The 21,684-nt window shown below is 72.0% G+C and carries 23 protein-coding genes; 14 read left to right on the plus strand and 9 right to left on the minus strand.

Annotated elements, in window-relative coordinates; genetic code table 11:
- Positions 1–29: 29 nt before the first annotated feature.
- Genes GA0115234_RS36770 through GA0115234_RS36780 form a run of 3 tightly spaced genes read right to left on the minus strand, consistent with a single transcriptional unit; the run spans position 30 to position 3,389 of the window.
- The gene (locus GA0115234_RS36770) at positions 30–806 is read right to left on the minus strand and encodes a hypothetical protein (RefSeq protein WP_093550372.1); all 777 of its coding nucleotides are present in this window, start codon (positions 804–806) and stop codon (positions 30–32) included.
- The gene (locus GA0115234_RS36775; protein ID WP_161275732.1) at positions 799–3,183 is read right to left on the minus strand and encodes a condensation domain-containing protein; all 2,385 of its coding nucleotides are present in this window, start codon (positions 3,181–3,183) and stop codon (positions 799–801) included. The genes GA0115234_RS36770 and GA0115234_RS36775 overlap by 8 nt, the downstream gene beginning before the upstream one ends.
- Entirely contained in the window at positions 3,180–3,389 is a 210-nt protein-coding gene (locus GA0115234_RS36780) for an MbtH family protein (RefSeq protein WP_343335969.1), read from the minus strand. The genes GA0115234_RS36775 and GA0115234_RS36780 overlap by 4 nt, the downstream gene beginning before the upstream one ends.
- A gap of 655 nt (positions 3,390–4,044) precedes the next feature.
- Between GA0115234_RS36780 and GA0115234_RS36785 the strand changes: the two genes are divergently transcribed.
- Positions 4,045–7,326 (plus strand): tetratricopeptide repeat protein, encoded by a 3,282-nt coding sequence (locus GA0115234_RS36785; protein ID WP_093550378.1) that lies wholly within the window; start codon positions 4,045–4,047, stop codon positions 7,324–7,326.
- A 125-nt stretch (positions 7,327–7,451) separates the two neighbouring features.
- Here GA0115234_RS36785 and GA0115234_RS36790 read toward each other — a convergent pair whose 3' ends face one another.
- Positions 7,452–7,688 (minus strand): hypothetical protein, encoded by a 237-nt coding sequence (locus GA0115234_RS36790; RefSeq protein ID WP_093550381.1) that lies wholly within the window; start codon positions 7,686–7,688, stop codon positions 7,452–7,454.
- A gap of 1 nt (position 7,689) precedes the next feature.
- Positions 7,690–8,571 carry a mycothiol conjugate amidase Mca gene (mca, locus tag GA0115234_RS36795; protein WP_093550383.1) on the minus strand — a complete coding sequence of 294 codons (882 nt, stop codon included), beginning with the start codon at positions 8,569–8,571 and terminating at the stop codon, positions 7,690–7,692.
- A gap of 96 nt (positions 8,572–8,667) precedes the next feature.
- Here mca and GA0115234_RS36800 point away from each other — a divergent pair, with 96 nt between their 5' ends.
- Positions 8,668–9,084, plus strand: coding sequence for a DUF4307 domain-containing protein (locus GA0115234_RS36800; protein WP_093550385.1), 417 nt, complete (start codon positions 8,668–8,670; stop codon positions 9,082–9,084).
- A 184-nt stretch (positions 9,085–9,268) separates the two neighbouring features.
- On the plus strand, positions 9,269–9,766 hold the full coding sequence (gene greA / locus GA0115234_RS36805) for a transcription elongation factor GreA (RefSeq protein ID WP_093550387.1): 498 nt from the start codon (positions 9,269–9,271) through the stop codon (positions 9,764–9,766).
- 102 nt (positions 9,767–9,868) lie between these two features.
- Here the strand turns inward: greA and ilvA are convergent, their stop codons facing one another.
- The gene (gene ilvA / locus GA0115234_RS36810) at positions 9,869–11,098 is read right to left on the minus strand and encodes a threonine ammonia-lyase (RefSeq protein ID WP_093550389.1); all 1,230 of its coding nucleotides are present in this window, start codon (positions 11,096–11,098) and stop codon (positions 9,869–9,871) included.
- Positions 11,099–11,274: 176 nt separating this feature from the next.
- Here ilvA and GA0115234_RS36815 point away from each other — a divergent pair, with 176 nt between their 5' ends.
- From GA0115234_RS36815 to GA0115234_RS36830, 4 genes are all read left to right on the plus strand, one after another.
- The gene (locus tag GA0115234_RS36815) at positions 11,275–11,805 is read left to right on the plus strand and encodes a MarR family winged helix-turn-helix transcriptional regulator (protein ID WP_093550391.1); all 531 of its coding nucleotides are present in this window, start codon (positions 11,275–11,277) and stop codon (positions 11,803–11,805) included.
- Between the two features lie 73 nt (positions 11,806–11,878).
- The gene (locus GA0115234_RS36820; RefSeq protein WP_093550492.1) at positions 11,879–12,373 is read left to right on the plus strand and encodes a sigma factor-like helix-turn-helix DNA-binding protein; all 495 of its coding nucleotides are present in this window, start codon (positions 11,879–11,881) and stop codon (positions 12,371–12,373) included.
- Between the two features lie 35 nt (positions 12,374–12,408).
- A complete protein-coding gene (locus tag GA0115234_RS36825) occupies positions 12,409–12,618 on the plus strand; it encodes a hypothetical protein (protein ID WP_176729381.1) in 210 nt (69 codons plus the stop codon).
- Between the two features lie 69 nt (positions 12,619–12,687).
- The gene (locus GA0115234_RS36830; protein ID WP_093550395.1) at positions 12,688–12,879 is read left to right on the plus strand and encodes a DUF1059 domain-containing protein; all 192 of its coding nucleotides are present in this window, start codon (positions 12,688–12,690) and stop codon (positions 12,877–12,879) included.
- A 141-nt stretch (positions 12,880–13,020) separates the two neighbouring features.
- Here GA0115234_RS36830 and GA0115234_RS36835 read toward each other — a convergent pair whose 3' ends face one another.
- Positions 13,021–14,166, minus strand: a complete 1,146-nt coding sequence (locus GA0115234_RS36835) for a cystathionine gamma-synthase (RefSeq protein ID WP_093550397.1) — start codon at positions 14,164–14,166, stop codon at positions 13,021–13,023.
- Between the two features lie 68 nt (positions 14,167–14,234).
- Between GA0115234_RS36835 and GA0115234_RS36840 the strand changes: the two genes are divergently transcribed.
- Entirely contained in the window at positions 14,235–15,338 is a 1,104-nt protein-coding gene (locus GA0115234_RS36840) for a hypothetical protein (RefSeq protein WP_093550399.1), read from the plus strand.
- Positions 15,339–15,422: 84 nt separating this feature from the next.
- On the plus strand, positions 15,423–16,088 hold the full coding sequence (gene msrA / locus GA0115234_RS36845) for a peptide-methionine (S)-S-oxide reductase MsrA (protein WP_093550401.1): 666 nt from the start codon (positions 15,423–15,425) through the stop codon (positions 16,086–16,088).
- A 119-nt stretch (positions 16,089–16,207) separates the two neighbouring features.
- On the opposite strand, the gene GA0115234_RS36850 is transcribed toward msrA, so the two are convergent.
- Positions 16,208–16,603 (minus strand): VOC family protein, encoded by a 396-nt coding sequence (locus GA0115234_RS36850; protein ID WP_093550403.1) that lies wholly within the window; start codon positions 16,601–16,603, stop codon positions 16,208–16,210.
- A 236-nt stretch (positions 16,604–16,839) separates the two neighbouring features.
- On the opposite strand from GA0115234_RS36850, the gene GA0115234_RS36855 reads away from it, so the two are divergent.
- The 4 genes from GA0115234_RS36855 (at position 16,840) to GA0115234_RS36875 (ending at position 20,397) form a co-directional block, all read left to right on the plus strand.
- Complete coding sequence (locus GA0115234_RS36855; RefSeq protein WP_093550494.1) at positions 16,840–17,622, plus strand: hypothetical protein; 783 nt, start codon at positions 16,840–16,842, stop codon at positions 17,620–17,622.
- Between the two features lie 285 nt (positions 17,623–17,907).
- Positions 17,908–18,837 (plus strand): class I SAM-dependent methyltransferase, encoded by a 930-nt coding sequence (locus tag GA0115234_RS36865; protein ID WP_202554530.1) that lies wholly within the window; start codon positions 17,908–17,910, stop codon positions 18,835–18,837.
- 387 nt (positions 18,838–19,224) lie between these two features.
- Complete coding sequence (locus tag GA0115234_RS36870; RefSeq protein WP_093550405.1) at positions 19,225–19,656, plus strand: peptidase inhibitor family I36 protein; 432 nt, start codon at positions 19,225–19,227, stop codon at positions 19,654–19,656.
- A 162-nt stretch (positions 19,657–19,818) separates the two neighbouring features.
- Complete coding sequence (locus GA0115234_RS36875) at positions 19,819–20,397, plus strand: DUF6879 family protein (protein WP_237542014.1); 579 nt, start codon at positions 19,819–19,821, stop codon at positions 20,395–20,397.
- Positions 20,398–20,552: 155 nt separating this feature from the next.
- Here GA0115234_RS36875 and GA0115234_RS36880 read toward each other — a convergent pair whose 3' ends face one another.
- A complete protein-coding gene (locus tag GA0115234_RS36880) occupies positions 20,553–21,077 on the minus strand; it encodes a GNAT family N-acetyltransferase (protein ID WP_093550407.1) in 525 nt (174 codons plus the stop codon).
- Between the two features lie 182 nt (positions 21,078–21,259).
- Here GA0115234_RS36880 and GA0115234_RS36885 point away from each other — a divergent pair, with 182 nt between their 5' ends.
- Entirely contained in the window at positions 21,260–21,655 is a 396-nt protein-coding gene (locus GA0115234_RS36885) for a YrdB family protein (protein WP_093550409.1), read from the plus strand.
- The last annotated feature ends 29 nt before the right edge of the window (positions 21,656–21,684 follow it).

Genomic DNA, 21,684 nt, shown 5'->3' on the forward strand with positions numbered 1-21,684 from the left:
ACTCCACAGCAGAAGGGAAGGTGCGAGGACTACCGGTCGAGGTGAGCGGGGGCGGTGCGCCCCAGCAGGTCTGCGGTCAGCTCACGGGTACGCGGATCGGCGAGCAGGCCCGCCCGGACGCAGTCGACGACGTGCACATCGAGGGAGCCGGCCCGGATCCAGTCGTCGCCCACCGGGTGGTCCGCCGACCGGATGTGCGTGACGGGGCCCGGGTGGGGTGACGCGGACCCGGCCCGGAACGAGGCCACGAGGAAGGCGATCCAGTCGAGGTAGAAGCCGGACACCCGCGTCGCGGCCGCCACCGCCTCCTCCTCGTCGAGGCCGTCCTCCCGGAAGACCTCGGCCCCCAGCCGGACCACCTGCTCGGCCAGCAGTTCCATGGCCCGCTCGGGACGGTCCCGCAGCCCGGTGTCCGCCAGTGCCTCGGTGAGTTCGCCGTCGAGCCGTCCGGCGGACCCGCCGGTGAGCTGCCGTACGACGGTCCCGACCGTCGCGCGGATCTCGGCCCCGGCGCCCGGCTCCCCGTCGAAGAACACCACCGGGACCGGCCCGTCCGGGCCGCCCAGTCGCGCGGCGAGGTCACGTGCCAGCGGGGCCGCCATGCAGTACGCGAGGACCGCGCGGACCGGCACGCCGGAGCAGCGCCCGGCCAGGTGCGCCACGTACTGCGCGGGGTCCACCGACCGGCTGAACGGCTCGCTGATCGCGTACAGCACGTCCCAGCCCTGGTCCTCCAGACGCAGGTCGGACAGGTGGGCCTCGGCACGGCGGCCCGGGAAGTCCAGCACCACCAGGGTCTCAGCCATGGTCGATCGCCTCCTGGAGCAGCCGGGCGAGGGTCGGTGCCAGCTCGGGTGCGGTCATGACGCCGTAGTGGTCGCCCGGCAGCGCGAGGGTGCGCACCGGCCGCGTGGTCACGTCGCCCCAGCCGTGGTCGTCCCGGTCGCGGGGCTCGTCGGCGGCCTGGATCAGACAGACCCGGCCCGGGTACCGCCCGGTGACGGTGAACCGGCGGATGGCGTGCAGGTTGATCTCGAACCGGTCGAGCAGCCGCTCCACCAGGCCGGCGTCGCCGAGGGGTTCGAGCAGTCCGTGTTCCCGGGCGCGCTGCCAGAGCTGCTCCCGGGTGGTGGGGGCGGGGCCGAGCTCGGTGCCGACGGCCGCTCCCCAGTCCTCGGCGAACCAGGAGACCAGGTCGGCCTCCGTGGGCGGTTCGGCCTCGGGGTCCGGCACATGGCTGTCGATCATCAGCACCGGAAGCGCCGTGCCGGTACGTGCTTCGAGGCGCCGGGCCATTTCGAACGCCACCACACCGCCCATCGACCAGCCGCCGATGGCCAGCGGCGGCTGCGCGGCCGTCTCGACGGCGGCCAGATACGCCTCCGCCATCTCCTCGACGGTGTCCAGACCCACCGCCTCCAGGGCGTAGACCGGGCATCCCAGCGCTCTGGCCGGACCGGCGTAGCAGCCCACCCCGCCGCCGACCGGGTGGACCAGGAAGAACGCCGGTCCGGTTCCCTCGGCCATCGGCAGCAGTTCGGCCTTGGCGGGGGTGGTCAGCTCGCGGTCGATCGCCCGGCCGAGCCGGTACAGGGTGCGGGCCTCGAAGAGCACCGAGGTGGGCAGGTCCACGCCGTACTGGAGGCGGATCCGGTTGAGCAGCCGGATGCCGAGGAACGAGTGCCCGCCGAGGTGGAAGAAGTCGTCGTTGCGGTCCACCCGCGGGACGTCCAGCAGCTGCTGCCACAGTTCGGCGAGGTACTGCTCGGTGGGGGTGACCGGCTCCTCGGCGGCGGGCGCCGGGTCCTCGGGCGCGGCCGGGGCGCTGACCGCCGCCGGGGCCGGGGCGGTCAGCGGGTGGTCGCCCAGCGCCCGGTCGGGATCGTCGAGCACGGCGGCCAGCAGGCCGAGGAATTCGTCGGCGAGCCGGCGCACGGTGGCGTCGTCGAACAGCTCGGTGGCGTACTCGATGCTGAGGACCATGCCGTCCGCGTCCTGCCAGGTGGTGACGAGCCAGTCGAACTTGGCGCTGTCGGTCCGCTCGTCCACCTCCGTCACATGCAGGTCCGACGGGGTGTCCCGCTCGGTGATGTCGCCCTGGTGCACGTAGAGCATCTGGAACAGCGGTGACCAGCTCGGCGACCGGGGCGGGTTGACGGTCTCCACCACCCGGTCGAACGGCAGCTCCAGATGGTCGAAGAGGTCGAGCACATGGTCCCGTGTCCGGCCCAGGTGGGCGCGGAACGAGGGGTCGTCCGAGAGGTCGGCGCGGGTGGCGGCGGTGTTGACGAAGCAGCCGATGACCTCCCGCAGTTCGGGCCGGACCCGGCCGGACAGCGGCGAGCCGATCACCACGTCGTCCTGGCGGGCGACCCGGGACACGAACGCCTGCAGCGCCGCCAGTACGACCATGTAGAAGCTGGCGCCCTCCGCCTCCGCCAGCGCGTCGACGCCGCGCCGGACCGTCTCGGGCATCCTCAGCCGCAACTCCCGCCCGGCGTTGCTGGGGTGGGCAGGTCGGGGCCGGTCGGCGGGGAGTGTGGTCAGGACCGGGCAGCCGCTGAGCGTGTCGGCCCACCACCTGGCCTGCCGGTCGAGGACGCCGCCGGCCAGCCGCCGCTGCTGCCAGATCGCGTAGTCCGTGTACTGGATGGCGGGTTCGTCCAGGCGCTCGCCCCGGTACGCCCGCCAGAGTTCGCGCCAGAAGACCGGTGCCGATCCCCCGTCGTAGACCGCGTGGTGGAAGCACAGGGAGAAGAGGTGGTCGTCGGGGGCCTGCCGGTCGATCCGGGCGCGCACCAGCGGACCCGTGCTCAGGTCGAACGGAGTCTCGGCCTTCCCGTCCCATGTCTCGTCGAACAGCTCGGTCTCGTCGAGCGGCCGGACGCGCTGCCGGACGCCGCTCTCGTCCTCGCCCTCGCCCTCGCCCTCGCCCTCGGTGAGGACGGAGCGCAGAACCCGGTGCCGGTCCACGACCTGGGTCAACGCCCTTTTCATGGCGGGGACATCGAGGTCCCCGCGGATCCGGACGGTCGATCCGATGTTGTACGTGCCGGGACGTCCGGTCCGCTCCAGGAACCACATCGCACGCTGCTGCTCGGAGACCGTGGCCTCGACGACCGACGCGTCATGCGTGATCCCGGCCGTCCGGCCTCCCGGGAGGCGCGTCGCCCGCGCGCTCATTCGGCCGCCCGCCCGCGCAGGCCCAGCGGTCGCATGTCCGTCCACACCTGTTCGATGTGGGTGAGACATTCCTCCTTGGGGCGGGCAGAACCCTCTGCTCGCCAGCCGTCCGGTACCGCGGTGCCGACCGGCCAGATCGAATACTGCTCCGCGTCGTTGACGACCACCTGATAAAGGACAGCACGCGAATCGCCCGGCACACGAATCCCTTCCCCGCAAATCAAAAAATATGCTGACGACACGTCGGAGCACTTCATTTTCAGGGAGGGATCAAAAGGCGCTCGCCCGTGCGAACGCTGCCTTTCGTCCCCCGTGAACGAAGTGCGGCACCGGAACCGTTCGGCGCACGCGAATGACCCGAAAACGGGTCCTGGGCAGCCGTGAGTCAAGAATTATGAGCACCCGTCACCGGGCTGATCGTCCATCTCCCCCATTGCCGATATCGAGCAGAGTCCGGGCGATCAGAGCATCGCTCAACGGCATCTGACATCTAATTGACGACAACAAGAACCTAAGGCGCTGCCTCCAGCGCCGTCAAGGCACCCAGAGAGCTTTCGCGGGAATCGCCCGTTGTCAACCAGAAGCGGATTACGGGTTTCTGTGGAGCCGTCAGGAATATTCGCTACCGAACGGAATCGGTCGGGCACCGATCGTGATCTTGGTCGCGCGCGCCGCTCCACCGGCCCGCCCGGCCCGTCGGCCCGCCCCTGCCCGGAGGCCCCGGCGGGCGGCCCCACCCCCGTACGCACCGGGTGCGGCGTCTCGCGCCGACGGGCCGCAGCCAGGAGACTGGGCCGTGTCCGAGAAACGCCGTCTGCCGCGCGAGGCAGTGGCGACCGTCGTATCCGAAGGGGGACATCCATGCGGGACAGCCATCGGGCCGAGGCCGAAGGGCTGTTGGTGCGCGCCGTCGAGGAGGAGGTGCGGCGCTCCGGCGGCCGGTCCGACGCCGGCACACTGACGGCGCGCGGGCGGGCCGCGCTGGATTCGCTGGCGGCCGCCGCGGCCGAGGAGTACGCCGCGTATCTCCGGGCGCTGGACGCGGCGGAGGCCGGGGCGCAGCCGCTGTCGCAGCGGTTCAGCCGGACGACGCTGGGAACTCCCCTGCTGGTCACCGGGGTTGCCGCGGTCGCGGCCTTCGGCGCGGATGTCGCGTTCGGTACGGCGACGGGGCCGGCGCTGGGCGCGGGCGCCGTCGTGGCGGTCGCGGGGGCCACCGCCACCGTCGCCAGGGTCACCGCCTCGCACTGGCCCGCCGCCCACCGCCGGGCCGGCGCGCTCGGGCAGCCCGGCGGCGCCGAACAGCTGCGCTTGCAGTGGCTGGCGGCGCTGGAGGTACGGGGCATCCGCCCCTTCATCGACCAACAGCGGATGCTCACCGCCTCGTCCCGCACCCCGGCGAAGAAGGTCCCGCAGCAGTCGCGGACCGCACCGTCGCCGCGCCGTACGGACCGCAGCGCGGCAGCCCGCACGCGCGCGCTGCTGGAGCAGTCCTTCGGCCATCTGCCCGTGTCCGACGGTCCGTTCGCGGGCCGGCGGGCCGAGTTGGAGCAGATCGCCCGGTGGGTGCGCGAGGGCCGCGCGTCGACGGAGACCAGACCGACCGTCGTCGTCCTGCACGGCACGCCCGGTTCGGGGCGCACCACGCTCGCGGTGCGGGCCGCGCACGACCTGAAGGACCTGTTCCGCGGCGCCTGCGTGGTGGATCTGCGCGGCGATGTGGCCGGCGAGGCGCCGCTGCCGACCCGGGACGCGCTGCTGCACCTGCTGAACCGGCTGGGCGCCCCCCGCGAGCAGCTGCTGTTCCGGGACGGGGCGTCCCCCGGCGGTACGGACCCGGCGGCCCGGGGCCGGACCTCGGCCGAACAGCAGGTGCGGCGGCTGAGCGAGCTGTACCACCAGCATCTGACCGGCACCCCGGTGACGATCGTCCTCGACGACGCCGGTGACGCGGAGCAGGTCCGCACCCTGGTCCCCGGGCGTTCCGACAGCCTCGTCCTGGTCACCGCCCGCGAGCCCCTGGAGCTGCCGGCCGATCTCCCGGCCCGGGTCCATCAGCTGCCGGTCGGCGCGCTCGACGCGGCGGGCGCGGAGGAGCTGCTGCGCGAGGCGGCCGGGGCCCCGGAGGAGGGTCCGTACGACTCCAGGGCGACCGACACCGTCGCCGAACTCTGCGGCGGTCTGCCGCTCGCACTGCGGGTGGCGGGCTCCTCGCTCGGGGCGCGCACCCGCAGTGCGCTGGCCGCCGGTCTCGCCGGGTACGAGCGGTTCGGGCCGGTGGAGCGGGCGCTGTGGCTGCGCTACACCGACCAGTCCGAGCAGGCGCGGCGGCTGCTGCGCCGGCTCGCGCTGGCCGGGCGGGCGAGCCTGGGCGCCGCCGCGGCCGCGGCGCTGCTCGCCGCCGACGAGCAGGAGGCCGGGCGGCTGCTGGAGGAGCTGGCCGGGGCCGGGCTGCTGACCCGTGTCCGGGGCTCGCGCCACCGGCTGCACGATCTCGTACGGAGCTTCGCCCTGGCCCGGCTGCGGGACGAGGAGGAGGCGGCGGAGCGCACCGCGGCGCAGGAGCGGCTGATCCGGAACTACGCGGACCTGGCCGGTGCGGTGATCCGCATGGTGGACGGCAAGATGTCCACCCGGGCCGGGCAGTTCGGCTCGCACGGCTTCGGTTCGCTGGACTCGGCGCTGAGCTGGCTGGACGAGGAGTCGAGCTTCATCACCTCCGCGCTGCGGCACGCCGAGGGTGTCGACCAGGGCGCCGTGCTGGACCTGCTGGGCGCGCTGTGCGACTACTGCCTGCTGCGCGGCGACCTCTACCGGCTGGGCGAGATCAGCGAGTTGACGCAGGCGGTGGACAAGGGGCTGCTGGAGCGGTCCGTACAGTGGCGCACCGGCATCGCGGCCCGTCAGCTCGGCGAGCTGGACAAGGCGCGGACCACCCTGTCGTCGGTCGTCGGCCTCTACCGCGAGGCGCAGAACATGGCGGGTACGGCGCTGGCGCTCTGCTCGCTCGGCATCACCCTGCACCACCAGGGCAATCTGACCGAGGCGTCGGCGCGGCTGCGGGAGGCGATCGAGCTCCAGGCCTCCGAGGAGCAGGCCGAGGACCGGGCCTGGTCGATGCACGCGCTGGCGGCCGTCGAGCGCGACCGGGCCCGGCTCGCGGAGGCGCTGGCCCTGCTGGACACGGCGCTGGCCCTGCACCGGGAGGGCGAGTCGCTGCACGGCGAGGCGTGGACCCGGTTCCAGCTCGGCCAGACCCTGCTGCGGATGGGCGACGTGGCGCGGGCCGAGGACGAGCTGCGCAGGGCCCTGGACCTGTACGGGCGCACCCGGGACGAGCGGGGCGAGGCATGGGCGCTGACCCAGCTGGCCCGCGCCCGGCTCCTGGACGGCGACCCGGGCCCGGCGGTGGAGCAGCTGAACGGGGCGCTGGCCCGCCACCGCGACAACGAGGACGCGCGCGGCGAGGCGTGGACGCTGTTCTACCTGGGCCAGGCCCTGGAGGAGGACGGCGACACCGATCAGGCGGTCCGGCAGCTGGAGCGGGCCCGCACGATGTTCTCCCGGATGCGGGACGTGTACGGGCTGGCGTGCGCCCGCCACCACTCGGGCCGGGTCACCCGTGACCAGCGGGCCGCCCAGACCGGGAACCTGCGCAACTCCGGTTTCGCCCGTCAGCTTCTGGCGGACGCCCGTGCCGACTTCCGGCGCATCGGGGTCGCCCACGGCGAGGCGTGGACGTGCCTGGAGCTGGCCCTGGTCGACGCGGGCAACAGCCGTGCCCCGCAGGCGCTGGAGCTGTGCGGCGAGGCGGTGGAGCTGTTCGACTCCTACGGCGACGCGCGGGGCGCGGACTGGGCCCGTTTCCTGCGCTGCACGCTGCTGCCCTACGCGTCACCGGGCGGCAGCGAGGTGGGCACGGTGGTGGCCCAGCAGGAGCTGGCCGAGCTGCTGCGGGCCGGACACCCGGCGCGCGACGGCAAGCTGGAGGACTGCGCGGAGGCGTTCACCGTGGTGCTGAACCGCGGTGTGGACCTGGAGGACGGCTGGCAGGCATGGCGGCTGGGCATGACGCCGACGCGCCATGCCCGGGAGGTCATGGGCGTACCGGTGCCGGCCGCGCACGGCCCGTCCGCCGACTGAGGACGGCGCGGTCCGGGCGGCGGTCGAGGACGGCGCGGTCCGGCCGGGAACGCGCCGGGCCGGCGCCGGCCGGGCGGGGCGGCCCGGGACTTCCCGGGCCGCCCCGCCCGCTTGCGCTGTTTCCGCTACTTCTGCTTCGCGGAGCCCGCCCCGACGGTGGCTTCCGCCGCCACCGCGTCCGGGTCCGGGGCCTCCTCGAAGTCGACCTTGCCCATGTGCCGGTTCATGGACTTCATCAGCAGCCACACGCCTGCGGCGAGCGCCGCGAAGACGATGAAGCCGAGAACGCCGGGGGTCACCTTGTTCTTGTCGAGCTCATCGGCAAGCGGAACGAGGTCGGTCAGTGCCTGGGTCGCGTACATATCAGGCATTGTCGCGGATGCCCGCGAAGAGGTCGCTCTCGGGGAGGGAGGTATCGACGAGAGACTTCGCCAGCTCGTACTCCTCGGTCGGCCAGACCTCCTTCTGGATGTCCATCGGGACGCGGAACCAGCCGCCGTCCGGATCGATCTGCGTGGCGTGGGCGATCAGCGCCCTGTCACGGATCTCGAAGAAGTCCGCACACGGAACGTGCGTGGTCAGCGTGCGTTCGTCGCGCTCGAACTCCTTCCAGCGCTGGAGCCACTCGCCGTACGGCGACTCCAGGCCGCGGGCCAGCAGCGCCTCGTGCAGCGCCACCGTGCGCGGCCGGTTGAAGCCCTGGTTGTAGTAGAGCTTCTGCGGCTGCCAGGCCGGGCCGAACTCCTGCTCGGGGAACTTCTCGGTGTCCGCCGCACCGTCGAAGGCGATCATCGTGATCTTGTGGGTCATGATGTGGTCGGGGTGCGGGTACCCGCCGTTCTCGTCGTACGTCGTGATGACCTGCGGCCGGAACGCACGGATGCTGCGGACGAGACGGCTCGCGGCCTTCACCTCGTCCTCCAGCGCGAAGCAGCCCTCGGGCAGCGGCGGCAGCGGGTCGCCCTCGGGCAGACCGGAGTCGACGAAGCCGAGCCACTCCTGGTCGACGCCCAGGATCTCCCGGGCCTCGTCCATCTCCTTCTTGCGCACCTCGTGGATGTTCTCCTCGATGTACGCGTCGCCCTGGAGCTTCGGGTTGAGGATGGAGCCGCGCTCTCCTCCCGTGCAGGTCACCACCAGCACGTCCACCCCCTCGGACACATACTTGGCCATGGTGGCGGCGCCCTTGCTCGACTCGTCGTCGGGGTGGGCGTGGACGGCCATCAGGCGGAGCTGCTCGGTCAAGACTCGATCCTCAGTCATTCGGCACATGGGCAGGCTTCTATAGTGACCGAACCGGGGGGTGGAAAATTCCTCGATCCCGGCACGGGAGGAACGATCATGACCGCGGTGCGCGAGGCGACTCCGGAGAACCGCTACGGCCGCTCCACGGACCGGCGCGCGGACCGCCAGCTCAAGATCGTCGGCTCGGTGCTCGGCGTCCTGCTCCTCGGTGTGGTCGCCTGGATCGGTTACGACTACGTCGCCGGCCAGGGCATCAGCGCCGAGGTCATCAAGCGCCAGGTCGTCTCGGACCAGCGGGTCGACGTCCACCTCGAAGTGCGCAAGGACAAGGACGCCAAGGGCTACTGCACCCTGCGCGCGCAGCACGAGGACGGCAACGACGTGGCCCGCAAGGACTTCCGCTTCGACGAGCGCACCGACCGCATCGACCGCATCCTGACGCTGCGCACGACGTCCAGGGCGACCAGCGTCGAGCTGCTGGGCTGCACCGTCGACGACGGGGCGTCGCGTTGACCGGCGCACGCCGGCCCCGATCCCCCCGTTCCCGCGTCTGACCTGCGCACTCGCACTCCCGACGCTTTACCTTCTCCCCCTTTTCCTGCGGAATTGTTAGGCTCGTGGTTTCGCCCACCCGTGGAAGCACATGCTTACGGGTAGGGCGATGCTTTGTATTCCCAGTACCGACGAGGAGCACCCTGTGACCCAGACCAGCGAAAACGTCACCTGGCTCACGCAGGAGGCGTACAACCAGCTCAAGGCCGAGCTGGAGTACCTGTCTGGTCCCGCGCGCACGGAGATCGCCGTAAAGATCGCGGCGGCCCGTGAGGAGGGCGACCTGCGCGAGAACGGCGGGTACCACGCCGCCAAGGAGGAGCAGGGCAAGATGGAGCTCCGGGTGCGCCAGCTGACCCAGCTCCTGGAGCACGCGAAGGTCGGCGAGGCGCCGGCCGACGACGGCGTGGTCGAGCCCGGCATGGTCGTGACGATCGCCTTCGACGGCGACCCCGACGACACGATGACCTTCCTGCTCGCCTCCCGTGAGTACGCCAGCTCGGACATCGAGACGTACTCCCCGCAGTCGCCGCTCGGCACCGGCGTGAACGGCAAGCGGATGGGCGACGACGCCGAGTACGAGCTGCCGAACGGCAAGACGGCCACCGTGAAGATCCTGGCGGCGAAGCCGTACACCGGCTGATCCCGCACCACCGACGTGGGGGAGCCCCCGGCCCGGTCGACGACCGAAGGCCGGGGGCTCCCCCACGTCGTGCGTCGTGCGGCGCCCCGCGCCGGGAGAGGGTCAGTCCAGCACCAGATAGCCCGCGTCGCGCAGCGCCGCCGAGACCTCCGCGCAGTGCTCCGGGCCCTTCGTCTCCAGTTGCAGCTCCACCTCGACCTCGGTGAGCCCGAGCCGGGGGTCGGTCCGCACATGACCGATGTCGAGCACATTGGCGTCGGCCGCCGAGAGCACGGCCAGCAGCGTGGCGAGCGCCCCCGGGCGGTCGGTCAGCCGCAGCCGCAGACTGAGATAGCGGCCGGCCGCCACCATGCCGTGGGTCAGGATGCGCTGCATCAGCAGCGGGTCCACATTGCCGCCCGAGAGCAGCGCGACCACCGGCCCGCGGAACGACTTCGGATCGCTCAGCAGCGCCGCGACCGGGCTCGCCCCGGCCGGTTCGACCACCAGTTTCGCCCGCTCCAGACAGAGCAGCAGCGCACTGGACAGCTCGTCCTCGGAGACCGTGCGCACCTCGTCGACCAGCTCCCTGACCAGCTCGAACGGCACATCGCCGGGGCGCCCCACCTTGATGCCGTCCGCCATCGTGTTCAGCGAACCGATCGACACCGGATGGCCCGCGGCCAGCGAGGGCGGATAGCAGGCCGCGCCCGCCGCCTGCACCCCGACGATCCGCACATCGGGCCGGACCGCCTTGACCGCCACCGCGATGCCCGCCGCCAGACCGCCGCCGCCGATCCCCACCACGATGGTGCGCACCTCGGGGCACTGTTCGAGGATCTCCAGGCCCACCGTGCCCTGTCCGGCGATGATGTCCGGGTGGTCGAAGGGGTGGATGAAGACCGCACCGGTCTCCTGCGCGTACTCCTGCGCGGCGGCCAGCGTCTCGTCGACGACATGGCCGTGCAGCCGGACCCGCGCCCCGTACTGGCGGGTGGCGGCCACCTTCGGCAGCGGCGCCCCGACCGGCATGAAGACCGTGGACCGTACGCCGAGGAGCGCGGAGGCGAGTGCGACGCCCTGCGCATGGTTCCCGGCGCTCGCGGCGACGACCCCGGCCGCCCGCTCCACCGGGGACAGGCCCGCGATCCGGACGTACGCGCCCCGCAGTTTGAAGGAGCCGGTCCGCTGGAGGTTCTCGCACTTGAGATGGACCGGCGCGCCCACGAGGTCGCTCAGGTGGCGGCTGCCTTCCATGGCGGTCACCCTGGCCACGCCGTCGAGCATCTTCTGTGCCCCGCGGATGTCGTCGAGGATCAACGGGGGGAAGTGGCCGGTCACGCGGAAGTTCATACGGTAAGTCTTGCAGCTCGGCCCGCGGGTCCTGCGGCCCGGCAGGGCACCGGCCGCCGCGTCCGGACCTTCCTGAGCCGTTGTCCATGGGTTTGCGCAGCGCTGGTACGCGTTGCCCCGTGGCCGCGTACTCTGTCCCCCACCCATCCGACACCGCACGAAGAGAGCCCCCGGCCATGCCCCCTCAGGACATGACGACAGCTGCGTCTCCTTCCGGGGGCGCCGCCCCCGAACCCACGGGTTCCGACCACGTTCTCGACGTTCTGCAGCACCAGGTCGCGGTCTTCGCCCGCCGTGCCGAGCAGACCCGCCTCGGCGGGGTCGGCCAGGTGCGCAATTCCATGGACCGGGCCGCCTATCTGCTGCTCAACCGGCTGGACCGGGAGGGCCCGATGGGCGTCAAGGCCCTCGCCGCGGGCATGGGGATCGACTCCTCGACCGTGACCCGGCAGGTCGCCCCGCTCGTCGACACCGGCCTGGTCAAGCGCACCTCGCACCCCGAGGACGGCCGGGCCGTCGTGCTCCAGCTGTCGCCGCGCGGCCAGGCGCGGCTGGACGAGGTCCGCAGCTCCCGGCGCGAGCTGATGACCCAGGTGACGGAGGGCTGGACGGCCGAGGAGCGCGAGACGTTCTGCGCGCTGCTCACCCGGTTCAACACCTCGCTGGCCGCCCGCCAGACCGCGCAGCAGACACCCCCGGCCGGCTGAGACTCCGCCCGGCCGGGGCGACCTGCTGCACACCTCTTGACCGGGAGCCCCGTCGGCGGCTCGTATGTGGACTGTGCGAGAGCGCCAGTCGGGCCGGGAGCGGCGCCGCGCCCAGGAGTTCGAGACCTTCGTCGCGGGCGCGGCCGGCCGCCTGCTGCACACCGCCACGCTGCTCACCGCCGAGCCCCTGCGGCCCCCCGGGGCGAACCCCCGGGCCCAGCGGCTGCTCACGGCCGCCCTGGCGCACACCTACGCCCAGTGGGAACGGCTGCGCGGCGAGGATCCGTACGACCGCACCCGTCGCGAGCTCGCCGTCCGGTTCGCCCACGAGGTCTGGCGGCACAAGCGTCCGCGCGGCGGGCTGCTCGACCCGCTGACGCCGCAGGAACGCCTCGTCCTCGTCCTGCGGCTGTACGAGGGGGTCGCGGAGGAGCAGGCCGCGGCGCTGCTCGGCCTTCCGGTGGAGCGGGTGCGGGCGATCTGCAACCGTTCGGTGGCCACGATGCGCGGGACCCGCCGGCCCACGGAGCGACGGGGCGCACCGGGCCGGCCGGGGGTCGCGCGGTGAGGCGCGGCGGTGACCGGGAGGACGAGGTCCGGCGGATGCTGGACGGCCCGCATCCGCAGGTGCCCGCCGATCTGGCGCGACGGGTGGCGGAGCGCGGCGGCAGACTGCTGCGCCGGCGGCTGTTCGTCCGCCGGCTGATGCTGCTGGTGGCGTGCGCCGCGGTGGTGGCCTTCACGGTCTGGGCGGTGGCGGCGCACCCCTGGGAGGTGCCTCCCGCCGAGACGACACCGCTGGAGGGCTGGTGAGCGGGGCCCGAGGACGGTCTGCGCCTACGCTGGAAGGGGCGGCACGCGGAACGCGCCGAGGAGGCTGCCATGACCAGGAAGATCGCCGACTGCCGCAAGCATCCGAGCGTGTCTCACTGCTCACTCACCATCGCGGGTGAGGAGGAGGAAGTCGTACGGGCCGCGACGGAGCACGCGGTCTCCGTCCACGAGCACACCGACAGCCCCGAGCTGCGCGAGCAGATCCGGACGATGCTGGAGGACGAGAAGGCCGACGCCTGACGCCGGCGCGGAGAACGCCGACACCTGAGCGACACCGCGGAGAGCGCCGGGCGGACCCGCCCGGCGCTCTCCGCACTCCGGTCCGGCGTGCGTCCCTCGTGCCCCGGACCGGGGCACGGGCAATGCGCCCCGGACCGGCGCCTAGCCGAGCGCCTGCGTCAGATCGGCCAGCAGGTCGTCGGCGTTCTCGATGCCGACGGAGACGCGGACGAGGTCGGCCGGCACCTCCAGCGGGGAGCCCGCCGCCGAGGCGTGCGTCATGCGGCCCGGGTGCTCCACCAGCGACTCGACGCCACCCAGCGACTCGCCGAGGGTGAACAGCTTGGCCCGGTTGCAGACCTGGACCGCCGCTTCCTCGCCGCCCTCGACCCGGAAGGACACCATGCCGCCGAACGCCTTCATCTGCTTGGCGGCGATCTCGTGGCCCGGGTGCTCGGGCAGCCCCGGGTAGAGGACCTGGGTCACCTTGGGGTGCCGGGTCAGCAGGTCGGTGACCTTGGCGGCGTTCTCGCAGTGCCGGTCCATGCGGACCGCCAGGGTCTTGATGCCGCGCAGCACCAGCCAGGCGTCGAACGGTCCGGCGACCGCGCCCATCGCGTTCTGGTGGTACGCCAACTCGTCCGCCAGCTCGGGGTCGTTGACGATCAGCGCGCCGCCGACGACGTCCGAGTGACCGCCCATGTACTTGGTGGTGGAGTGCACCACCACATCGGCGCCCAGCGCCAGGGGCTGCTGGAGGTAGGGGCTGGCGAAGGTGTTGTCGACGACCAGCCGCGCACCCGCGGCGCGGGCCACTCCGGCGATCGCGGCGATGTCGGTGATGCCGAGCAGCGGGTTGGACGGGGTCTCCACCCAGATCGCCTTGGTGCGCGGGGTGATCGCGGCCCGTACCGCCGCCACGTCCGAGGTGTCGGCGACGGAGAACTCGACGCCCCACCGCGAGACGACCTTCGCGAACAGCCGGAAGGTGCCGCCGTAGGCGTCGTTCGGGATGACCACGTGGTCGCCGGGGGTCAGCAGCGTACGGAGCAGGCAGTCCTCGGCGGCGAGGCCGGAGGCGAAGGCGAGTCCGCGGCGGCCGCCTTCCAGGGCCGCGAGGTTCTCCTCCAGGGCGGTACGGGTCGGATTGGCGCTGCGGCTGTACTCGTAGCCGCCCCGCAGTCCGCCCACGCCGTCCTGCTTGTACGTGGACACCTGGTAAATGGGCGGAACAACGGCGCCGGTAAGGGGATCGGCGGTGTTTCCCGCGTGGATCGCGAGGGTTTCGAAGCTGTGCTGGTCGCTCATGGGGCCAGAGCGTAGTTCGTCGCGAGGGCGCCCACCGGACTACCGGGCCGTCCGGTGACAATGGGTGCATGGAGATTCTGTGGTTCCTGCTCGCCCTGTGCATGCTCGCCGTGGTCGTCGGCCCCTTCGTGCTGCGCCGCCGGGGCGGAATCCGCCAGGTCGCGCCGGGTTCCCCGGACGCCGCCGACCCGGACGCCTACGGCTTCGTGCGCCAGGAGGAGCTGGACATCCGGCTGCCGGGCCCGGACCAGGATCTGCTCGATGTGCTCGATGTCGTGCAGCGCACCCAGGACTGGCGGGCGGCCTCGCAGCTGCTGGCCGGTACGCCCAAGGAGGGCGAGGTGCGGTGGCAGCGGGTGCAGGCCTTCGCCGGGGCCGCCTCGCTGGAGCTGGCGCAGCGGCCCGGTGCCGGTGGTGCGTGGCTGCGCACGTGGCGGGCCGAGGCGCCGAAGGACGCGGGCGGCGCGGCGGTGCACGCCGAGTTCCTGGTGCAGCAGGCGTGGCGTTCGTCGACCGCGGGGACGGACGACTTCCGGATCATCCTGGAGGAGGCCCGTACGGTCTGCGGCGAGGCGGCGCTGCTGGCGCCGGGCGACCCCGTCCCGTACCTCACCGAGCTGGCCGCGGCCCGCGGACTCGGCTACTCCCCCGAGGAGTTCGACCGCCTCTGGGCGAAGGTGATGGACCGTGCCCCGGCCCACATGGGCGCGCACATCGCGGCCCTGCACTACTGGTGCGAGAAGTGGCACGGCTCGCGCGAGGACGCCGACCGCTTCGCCACCGCGGCCGCCGCCCGCGCCCCGCAAGGCTCCCTGCTGGCCGCGCTGCCGCTCTTCGCGGTGTACGAGCACCTGCCCGAGGTCAATCTGGTGCAGGGCTTCTACCGCGGCCTGGTGGTGACCAAGGCGGTCGAGGGCGCCCTGTTCGCGGTGCACGCGGCCCGCCCCGACGACCCGATGCTGGCGCACGTCCGCCATCTCCTGGTCCTCTTCCTGGTCCGCATGGAACGCTGGTCGGAGGCGATGAACCAGCTCGTCCACATCGACGGCCACGTGGGCGCGCCGCCGTGGACGCAGGACGCCGACCCGGCCGCCGAGTACACGGTCTACCGGGCGCTGGCGGTGGCGGGCTACGAGGCGAACGGCGGCAGCCCCGCGACGCTGCCCCGGTAGGGCCTTCGTCCGGACCGGGCCGGAATCCACGGCACCCCCACCGCGTTGTACGCACTGCAGACCCGTCCCAGGAGGAGCCCCCGCATGTTCCTGAACCGCCGCACCCCCCAGCTCCCCACCCCGGAGGAGGCCCTGAAGGGCCGCCCCACCCCCGAATTCACCGTCCCGTCCCGCCACACGGTCCTCGGCAACCCCCTGCTGGGCCCGTACCCGGAAGGGCTGGAGGTCGCGGACTTCGCGCTGGGCTGCTTCTGGGGTGCCGAGCGCAAGTTCTGGCAGACGGACGGCGTCTGGACGACGCTCGTCGGCTACCAGGGCGGCTACACCGAGAACCCCGCGTACGAGGAGGTCTGCTCGGGCCTGACCGGCCACACGGAGGCGGTCCGCGTCGTCTTCGACCCGAGGACCGTCTCGTACGCGGAGCTGCTGAAGCTGTTCTGGGAGTCCCACGACCCGACCCAGGGCTTCCGCCAGGGCAACGACGTGGGCACCCAGTACCGCTCGGCGATCTACACCCACTCCCCCGAGCAGGAGGCCGCCGTGGCAGCCTCCCGCGAGGCGTACCAGAAGGTCCTCACGTCCGCCGGCCACTCCACGATCACCACGGAGATCCTCCCGGCGCAGGGCCGCACCTTCTGGCCCGCCGAGGCGTACCACCAGCAGTACCTCGACAAGAACCCGGCGGGCTACTGCGGCATCGGCGGCACGGGGGTCTCGTGCCCGATCGGGGTGGCTCCGGCCGAGGGATGACCGACGGCTGTGGTCCGGCGGGCTCGCCGCCACGGCACGGCGCCTCCGTGCTCGTCCGCTCACGGGGTCTTCTCGGCAGCGGTTGCGGTGTGTGACGGGTCGCGGATGCTGATCGCGGCCTAGTTGTGCGGAGCCAGGGTGCGCAGGACGTCGAACTCGTTGCCCTCGGGGTCTGCCATGACCACCCAGTTCCGGTCCGAGCCCTGGCCCACATCCGTCCTGGTGGCGCCGAGGCCGAGCAGTCTGGTCACCTCGTCCTCGGTGCTGCCGTCGATCGGGCTGATGTCGAGGTGAAGCCGGTTCTTCACGGCTTTGCCCTCGGGCACCTGGATGAACAGCGGGGTGGGTGGCATCTGGCGGGCCCGGACATCCTCGACGGTCGGCACCCAGGAGCCGATCTCGACCTTGCCCTCGCTCCGGTCGATCACCTTGAAGTCCAGGACCTCGCACCAGAAGGACGCGAGACTCTCCGGATCATGGCAGTCAACGGCCAACTCGGTGAACCTGCTTGTCATGACTCTCCCAGGCAGTGCGGACGGGACTCAGGGTATTGGCTCGTGTCGCCCGTCGGACAGATCCGGGATCTGCCCGGCCAGGGGCATCAGCCGGGCCCGCCCCGCGAACCGGACGCCGTAGCCCCGGCCACTGGGTCGTTGGGGTCATCCGCCCTCTTGCTCCTCACGATCCGGACGGCCGTGGGTGGCGCGTGGCCCTGCCGCCGGGAGGGCAGGGTCAGGGCATGCGGGTGACGATGACGAGCGCTGTGGCGCGGACCGGCCGCACGAATGAGGACTTCACCGGTGCCCTGCCGACGGCAGCGGTGCTGGTCGACGGTGCCGGCATCCCCGGTACCGCAGCGGTCTGTCGGCACGGCGTGGCCTGGTACGCCAACCGTCTGGGAAGCGGCCTCCTCGGTCTCCTGTCCCTCGCACGGGACCGCAGCCTCCCGGAGCTGCTGGCCGAGGTCATCGAGCGGGTGACGGACGATCACCGGGACACCTGCGACGTAGCCGCCACGATCAGCCCGTCGGCAGCCGTGGCCGCCCTGCGTCTGTCCGGCGGCCTCGTCGAGTATCTGGTGCTCGGTGATGCGACGCTGGTGCTCGACCGGGCGGACGGCGCGCCGCTCGTCGTCTCCGATCCCCGGGAAGTGGTCATCAGCCGCCCCTACGCGTCCGCGCTCGAAGCCACTGCCGAGGGGAGCGACGCGTACCACCGCGTCCTCCGCGAGCTACGGGCCAACCGGAACCAGCCGGGCGGCTTCTGGGTGGCCAAGGACGACCCCCGGGCGGCCGACGAAGCGATCACCGGCAGCTGTCCGGTCTCCGAGCTGGCCGGTGCCACTCTGCTCAGCAACGGGGCCGGCCGCGTCGTGGACCGGTTCCGGCTCGCCGACTGGCCGACGGTCATCGCCCTCCTGGCATCGGGCGGGCCTGCCGACATCATCCGCCGTGTCCGGCAGGCGGAGGCCCGCCACGCGGTGGCGGCGGACGATGCGACGATCACGCACTGCACCGACCTCGGCGAGGCTTGACCGCTGCCGGCAGAGGGGGCCTGCACCTGCCATCCGACCCTGCGCGGTGGGAGGCCGGGTCCGTGGGCGCGGTACGGACGGTCTTCGCGGATACCGGGGACCGATCCGGGAAGGATCACCGGCGTCCGAAGCATCACCGCCTCCATCGCCGACACCAAGCCCACCTCCTCCGCCGCCGCCACCTCTACCGCCCGCACCGCCTCCACCGCCCCTGACCGAACAGCGCTTGCGGGACCCGTGGCTCACCCTTCTCGGCCGTCCAACCGATCGAAAGGTTCCCCCGCCTTGCACACGCAGACCCCCAACGCCGTGCCCGAACCCACCCCCACCCTGCTGGAGCGGTTCCCCGCGTTACGCCGTGGACTCGACCGGCTGGAGCGCAGGCCCACCGCGTTCGGCCTGGTCATGTGGGCCTTCGGCCTGGCCAAGCCGGTGTTTCTGGACCACCTGGTGACACCCGAGCCACGCGCCGAACTCGGCCCCGTGCGCGAGCTCCTGGAGAAGAACCGGAAGTGTTACGCCGAACACCTCACCGGCTTCCTGGAGTACGCCGACCAACTGGCCGGGATCCCCTTGAAAGGGGTGGAGAAGGCGTCCACCGCCTACTGGGGCAACACCTGGCTGCCCCCGCTGGACGCACTCTCGCTCTATGGCTTCCTCGCCTCCGAGAGGCCGGCCCGCTATCTCGAAGTCGGCTCCGGGAACTCCACCAAGTTCGCCCGCCAGGCCATCCGGGACCTCGGCCTGGACACCCGCATCACATCCATCGACCCGGAGCCCCGGGCCCATATCGACCACCTCTGCGACGAGGTGGTCCGTGTCCCGCTCCAAGACGCCGACCTCGGCGTCTTCGCCGAACTGGAACCGGGCGACATCCTCTTCATCGACGGCTCGCACCGGCTCCAGATGGGCTCCGACGTCATGGTGTTCTTCTGCGAGCTGCTGCCCCGCCTCAAGCCGGGGGTGCTCATCCAGGTCCACGACATCATGCTCCCGGCGGACTATCCGGAGTCCTGGCGCTGGCGCCTCTACTCGGAGCAGTACCTCCTGGCCGCGCTGCTCACCGCCGCGCCGGACCGCTTCGACGTCCAGTTGCCGAACGCCTTCGTCCACGCCGACCCGGAACTGCGGGAAATCCTTGCCCCGCTCTGGCGCCGACTGGGCGTGACCAGGCACTTCCACCCGGGCTCCTTCTGGTGGCGGCACGCGGGCTGACGCCTCTCCGGCGCACCGGCGCCGCCCGGAGGCACCGCGCATCCGCCGCCGTCGCCCAACTGCCGCGCGTGATGCGGCCGGTCGGGTACAGCAACGTCTCCGACACGCCTGCCGGAACGCGGCTGCGGACGGCTGCGTCCCGGCATCCGTGCAGGTCAAAGCAGTGCCGGAGGGCAGTGGCACACACTGGGGTCACGGACACGCCAACGCGAACACCTTCAGTCACATCATTCATACGCAGAGTAATTTCTCCCGAGGTGGAGTCGCCCCGTCGAGGAATCCACGGTTTCCGGTCAACTCCGGTGCCGGTAGCGGACCCCCGGGGCCCGAACCATTCGTTCCCTGCGCGCCCGGCACCGCCGGGCGATCAGCCCCTTGGAGAAAAAGATGACGACCCGCTTCCGGCGCGCCGGCGGTCTGGCCCGCGTGGCCGCCTCGGCAGCCGCCGCCCTGACCATCGCGCTGGTCCCCGGCACCGCCAACGCCGCCGTCGGCCCACTGCCGCCCGGCGTGATCAAGCTCCAGGACAGCGAGCCGTGCCCGCCCGCCACCTTGTGCCTGTACCGCGACTACAACAATCGCGGCCCGGCCTACGGCATCGGCGCCGGATACCACGTCGACCTGCGCGACCTGCCCATGAGCGGCGGCGTCCACGGCCCCACCGCGGCCAACGAGGTCTCCTCGTGGGTGAACAACACCCGCGACATCGCCGTTCTCATCGACATCGACACGGAGACGGCCCGCCCGCTGTACCCGTTCCAGTCCCTCCAGGAGCCCCCGCAGACGAACGACACGGTCGACGTCGTCCGCTGGGCGTAACACCGGCCACACCGTCGGCGGGACCGCACCCGAGCGGCGCGTCGACCCGCAGCCCCGGTGCCGTGGCCGTCCCCTGCGCTCAGGGGGCGGCCACGGCCGTGTACGGACCACGCGACGACCCGTCGCACAACACCGGGCACCGATCAGCGACGCCGGATCGGAATGAGTTCGGCGAAGGCACGTAACACCGCCGCACGTTGGGCGGGGGCGCCGTTCGGCCCGACGACGAGTATCCGGCAGGCCCCTTCCTGTTCTGGAAAGGAGGGAGCGTTCGAGCGGACCGCCTTCCGGCTGGAGACCCTGGCCGTGTACGACGTGGAGGAAGAGGCCGAGGAGATGGCGCGCTTCCTGGCCGACGAGCCCATGGGGCCTGAGTGGGACGACGACCCGTGGGTCCGTTCGATGACCGACAGGGGCAAGCGGGTCTCCCGCATACACGTACTGACGTCCCCGCTCACCGACTACCTGCGCTACGAACTGGCCGCCTACCCCGGCAACGTCACGGCCGGCGAGACCATCGGCATCCTGGACAAGGCCGAGCAGGACGTGACCGGCCTGCCCGATCACGACTTCTGGTTGTTCGACGACCGGGACGTCTACCGGATGCATTACGCGCCCGAAGGTGCCTTCACCGGCGCCGAATTGCTCCCCGCCCACAGACTTGCCGAGTATCGGGGCTACCGGGACCGCGCCCTGGCCGAAGCGGTGCCGTTCGCGGACCACTGGGAGCGCCACCACTGACCGCCGATTCGATCGGGAAAGCCCTGCGGGAAGAGTTCCCGGCGGCGGCCCGCGAGGCCGGCACCACCGCGCTCAGGCTCTTCCAGGGCCGACTCGTGCCCGGACTGCTCCAGGCCCCCGTGTACGCCCCTGCCGGTCGATTCGCTTCGGGCCGGTCACACCGGCGCGGCGTAGCAATGCACCGTCACCGTCTGCGACGGACTCCACTGCTGATCGACCGTGGCCAGCAGGCTCCAGCCCAGGCGTTCGTACAGGGCTGCGGCCGATGTGTCGGAGGCCAGGACGTCGAGGACCGGGTGCAGAGCGCGCTTGCGGGCGTCCTGCACGGCCCGCGCCATCAGCAGCGCGCCGATCCCGTGGCCACGGGCGGAGGGTGAGACGAACAGGCGGCTGATCACGGCGGTGTCCTCGGCGGAGGCACCCGTGCGGCGGCTCCATACGGCAGGTGCCGCATCGCCCGCCCCGCTGCGGGACAGGCCGATGTGGCCGACCACGTGTCCGTTCCGTTCCGCCACCCAGGACGCGTACAGGGCAGGCTGCGTCAGCCACTCACCGGGACGGTCGGGCCAGTTCGCCGGATAGCCGTCACCGGCATGGACCTCCGCGAGCACCTCGACGCACTCATCGAGATCGGAGGCGTCGCGCCGCCGGATGCGGCAGACGGGAGTCTCGTCCGTCATGGGAACACTCTGTCGATGCACCGAAGCATGAAAGCACGGCCCGCCCGACCGACCGGCCGGCATACCCAAGACGCATACTCCTACCGCACCCCGTCATCTCGCCCCGGCGCCCGGCCTGTGACGATGTCCGACGGAGACCGACCGCCTACCACCGACCACCGTATGAAGAGGAACCACCAGCGATGACGAGCGAAGTCCATGGCACTCCTGCCGCCCCGGCCGGGCGCCCCTGGTTCATGGCCAATGAACTTCTCGCGTTCGTCGTGGAGTTGGCGGCGTTGGGTGCTCTGGGCTGGTGGGGTTTCGCTGCTGGGGACGGGGTGGTGTTCCGGCTGTTGCTCGCGGTCGGGGCGCCCGTGGTCGCCGCCGTGGTCTGGGGGTTGTTCGCCGCTCCTCGGGCGCGTTTCCGGCCGCCGCTCGTGGGGGTTCTGCTGGTCAAGGCGGTGGTGCTCGGCAGTGGTGTGTACGCGGTCCATGCCGTGGGGCATCCGGGGGCGGCGGTGTTCTTCGGAGTGGTGGTGGTCGTGAACACGGGGCTGGCGGAGACCCTTCGGCGTCGCGTCGCAGCGGCCGCGTGACGCCGACATCGCAATGGCCCGGCCGCGTG

It is taken from the genome of Streptomyces sp. DvalAA-43, assembly GCF_900091725.1.
GTDB classification, from domain to species: Bacteria; Actinomycetota; Actinomycetes; order Streptomycetales; family Streptomycetaceae; genus Streptomyces; species Streptomyces pulveraceus.

Coding starts and splice junctions, on each gene's coding strand:
- GA0115234_RS36825 (WP_176729381.1), top strand. CDS start 12,409: ATGCTGGACGGCCCGCATCCGCAGGTGCCCGCCGATCTGGCGCGACGG.
- GA0115234_RS36835 (WP_093550397.1), bottom strand. CDS start 14,166: ATGAGCGACCAGCACAGCTTCGAAACCCTCGCGATCCACGCGGGAAAC.
- GA0115234_RS36855 (WP_093550494.1), top strand. CDS start 16,840: ATGACGAGCGCTGTGGCGCGGACCGGCCGCACGAATGAGGACTTCACC.
- GA0115234_RS36775 (WP_161275732.1), bottom strand. CDS start 3,183: ATGAGCGCGCGGGCGACGCGCCTCCCGGGAGGCCGGACGGCCGGGATC.
- GA0115234_RS36815 (WP_093550391.1), top strand. CDS start 11,275: ATGCCCCCTCAGGACATGACGACAGCTGCGTCTCCTTCCGGGGGCGCC.
- GA0115234_RS36790 (WP_093550381.1), bottom strand. CDS start 7,688: ATGTACGCGACCCAGGCACTGACCGACCTCGTTCCGCTTGCCGATGAG.
- GA0115234_RS36880 (WP_093550407.1), bottom strand. CDS start 21,077: ATGACGGACGAGACTCCCGTCTGCCGCATCCGGCGGCGCGACGCCTCC.
- msrA (WP_093550401.1), top strand. CDS start 15,423: ATGTTCCTGAACCGCCGCACCCCCCAGCTCCCCACCCCGGAGGAGGCC.
- GA0115234_RS36770 (WP_093550372.1), bottom strand. CDS start 806: ATGGCTGAGACCCTGGTGGTGCTGGACTTCCCGGGCCGCCGTGCCGAG.
- GA0115234_RS36830 (WP_093550395.1), top strand. CDS start 12,688: ATGACCAGGAAGATCGCCGACTGCCGCAAGCATCCGAGCGTGTCTCAC.
- ilvA (WP_093550389.1), bottom strand. CDS start 11,098: ATGAACTTCCGCGTGACCGGCCACTTCCCCCCGTTGATCCTCGACGAC.
- GA0115234_RS36870 (WP_093550405.1), top strand. CDS start 19,225: ATGACGACCCGCTTCCGGCGCGCCGGCGGTCTGGCCCGCGTGGCCGCC.
- GA0115234_RS36840 (WP_093550399.1), top strand. CDS start 14,235: ATGGAGATTCTGTGGTTCCTGCTCGCCCTGTGCATGCTCGCCGTGGTC.
- GA0115234_RS36875 (WP_237542014.1), top strand. CDS start 19,819: ATGAGTTCGGCGAAGGCACGTAACACCGCCGCACGTTGGGCGGGGGCG.
- GA0115234_RS36800 (WP_093550385.1), top strand. CDS start 8,668: ATGACCGCGGTGCGCGAGGCGACTCCGGAGAACCGCTACGGCCGCTCC.
- GA0115234_RS36850 (WP_093550403.1), bottom strand. CDS start 16,603: ATGACAAGCAGGTTCACCGAGTTGGCCGTTGACTGCCATGATCCGGAG.
- GA0115234_RS36885 (WP_093550409.1), top strand. CDS start 21,260: ATGACGAGCGAAGTCCATGGCACTCCTGCCGCCCCGGCCGGGCGCCCC.
- GA0115234_RS36785 (WP_093550378.1), top strand. CDS start 4,045: ATGCGGGACAGCCATCGGGCCGAGGCCGAAGGGCTGTTGGTGCGCGCC.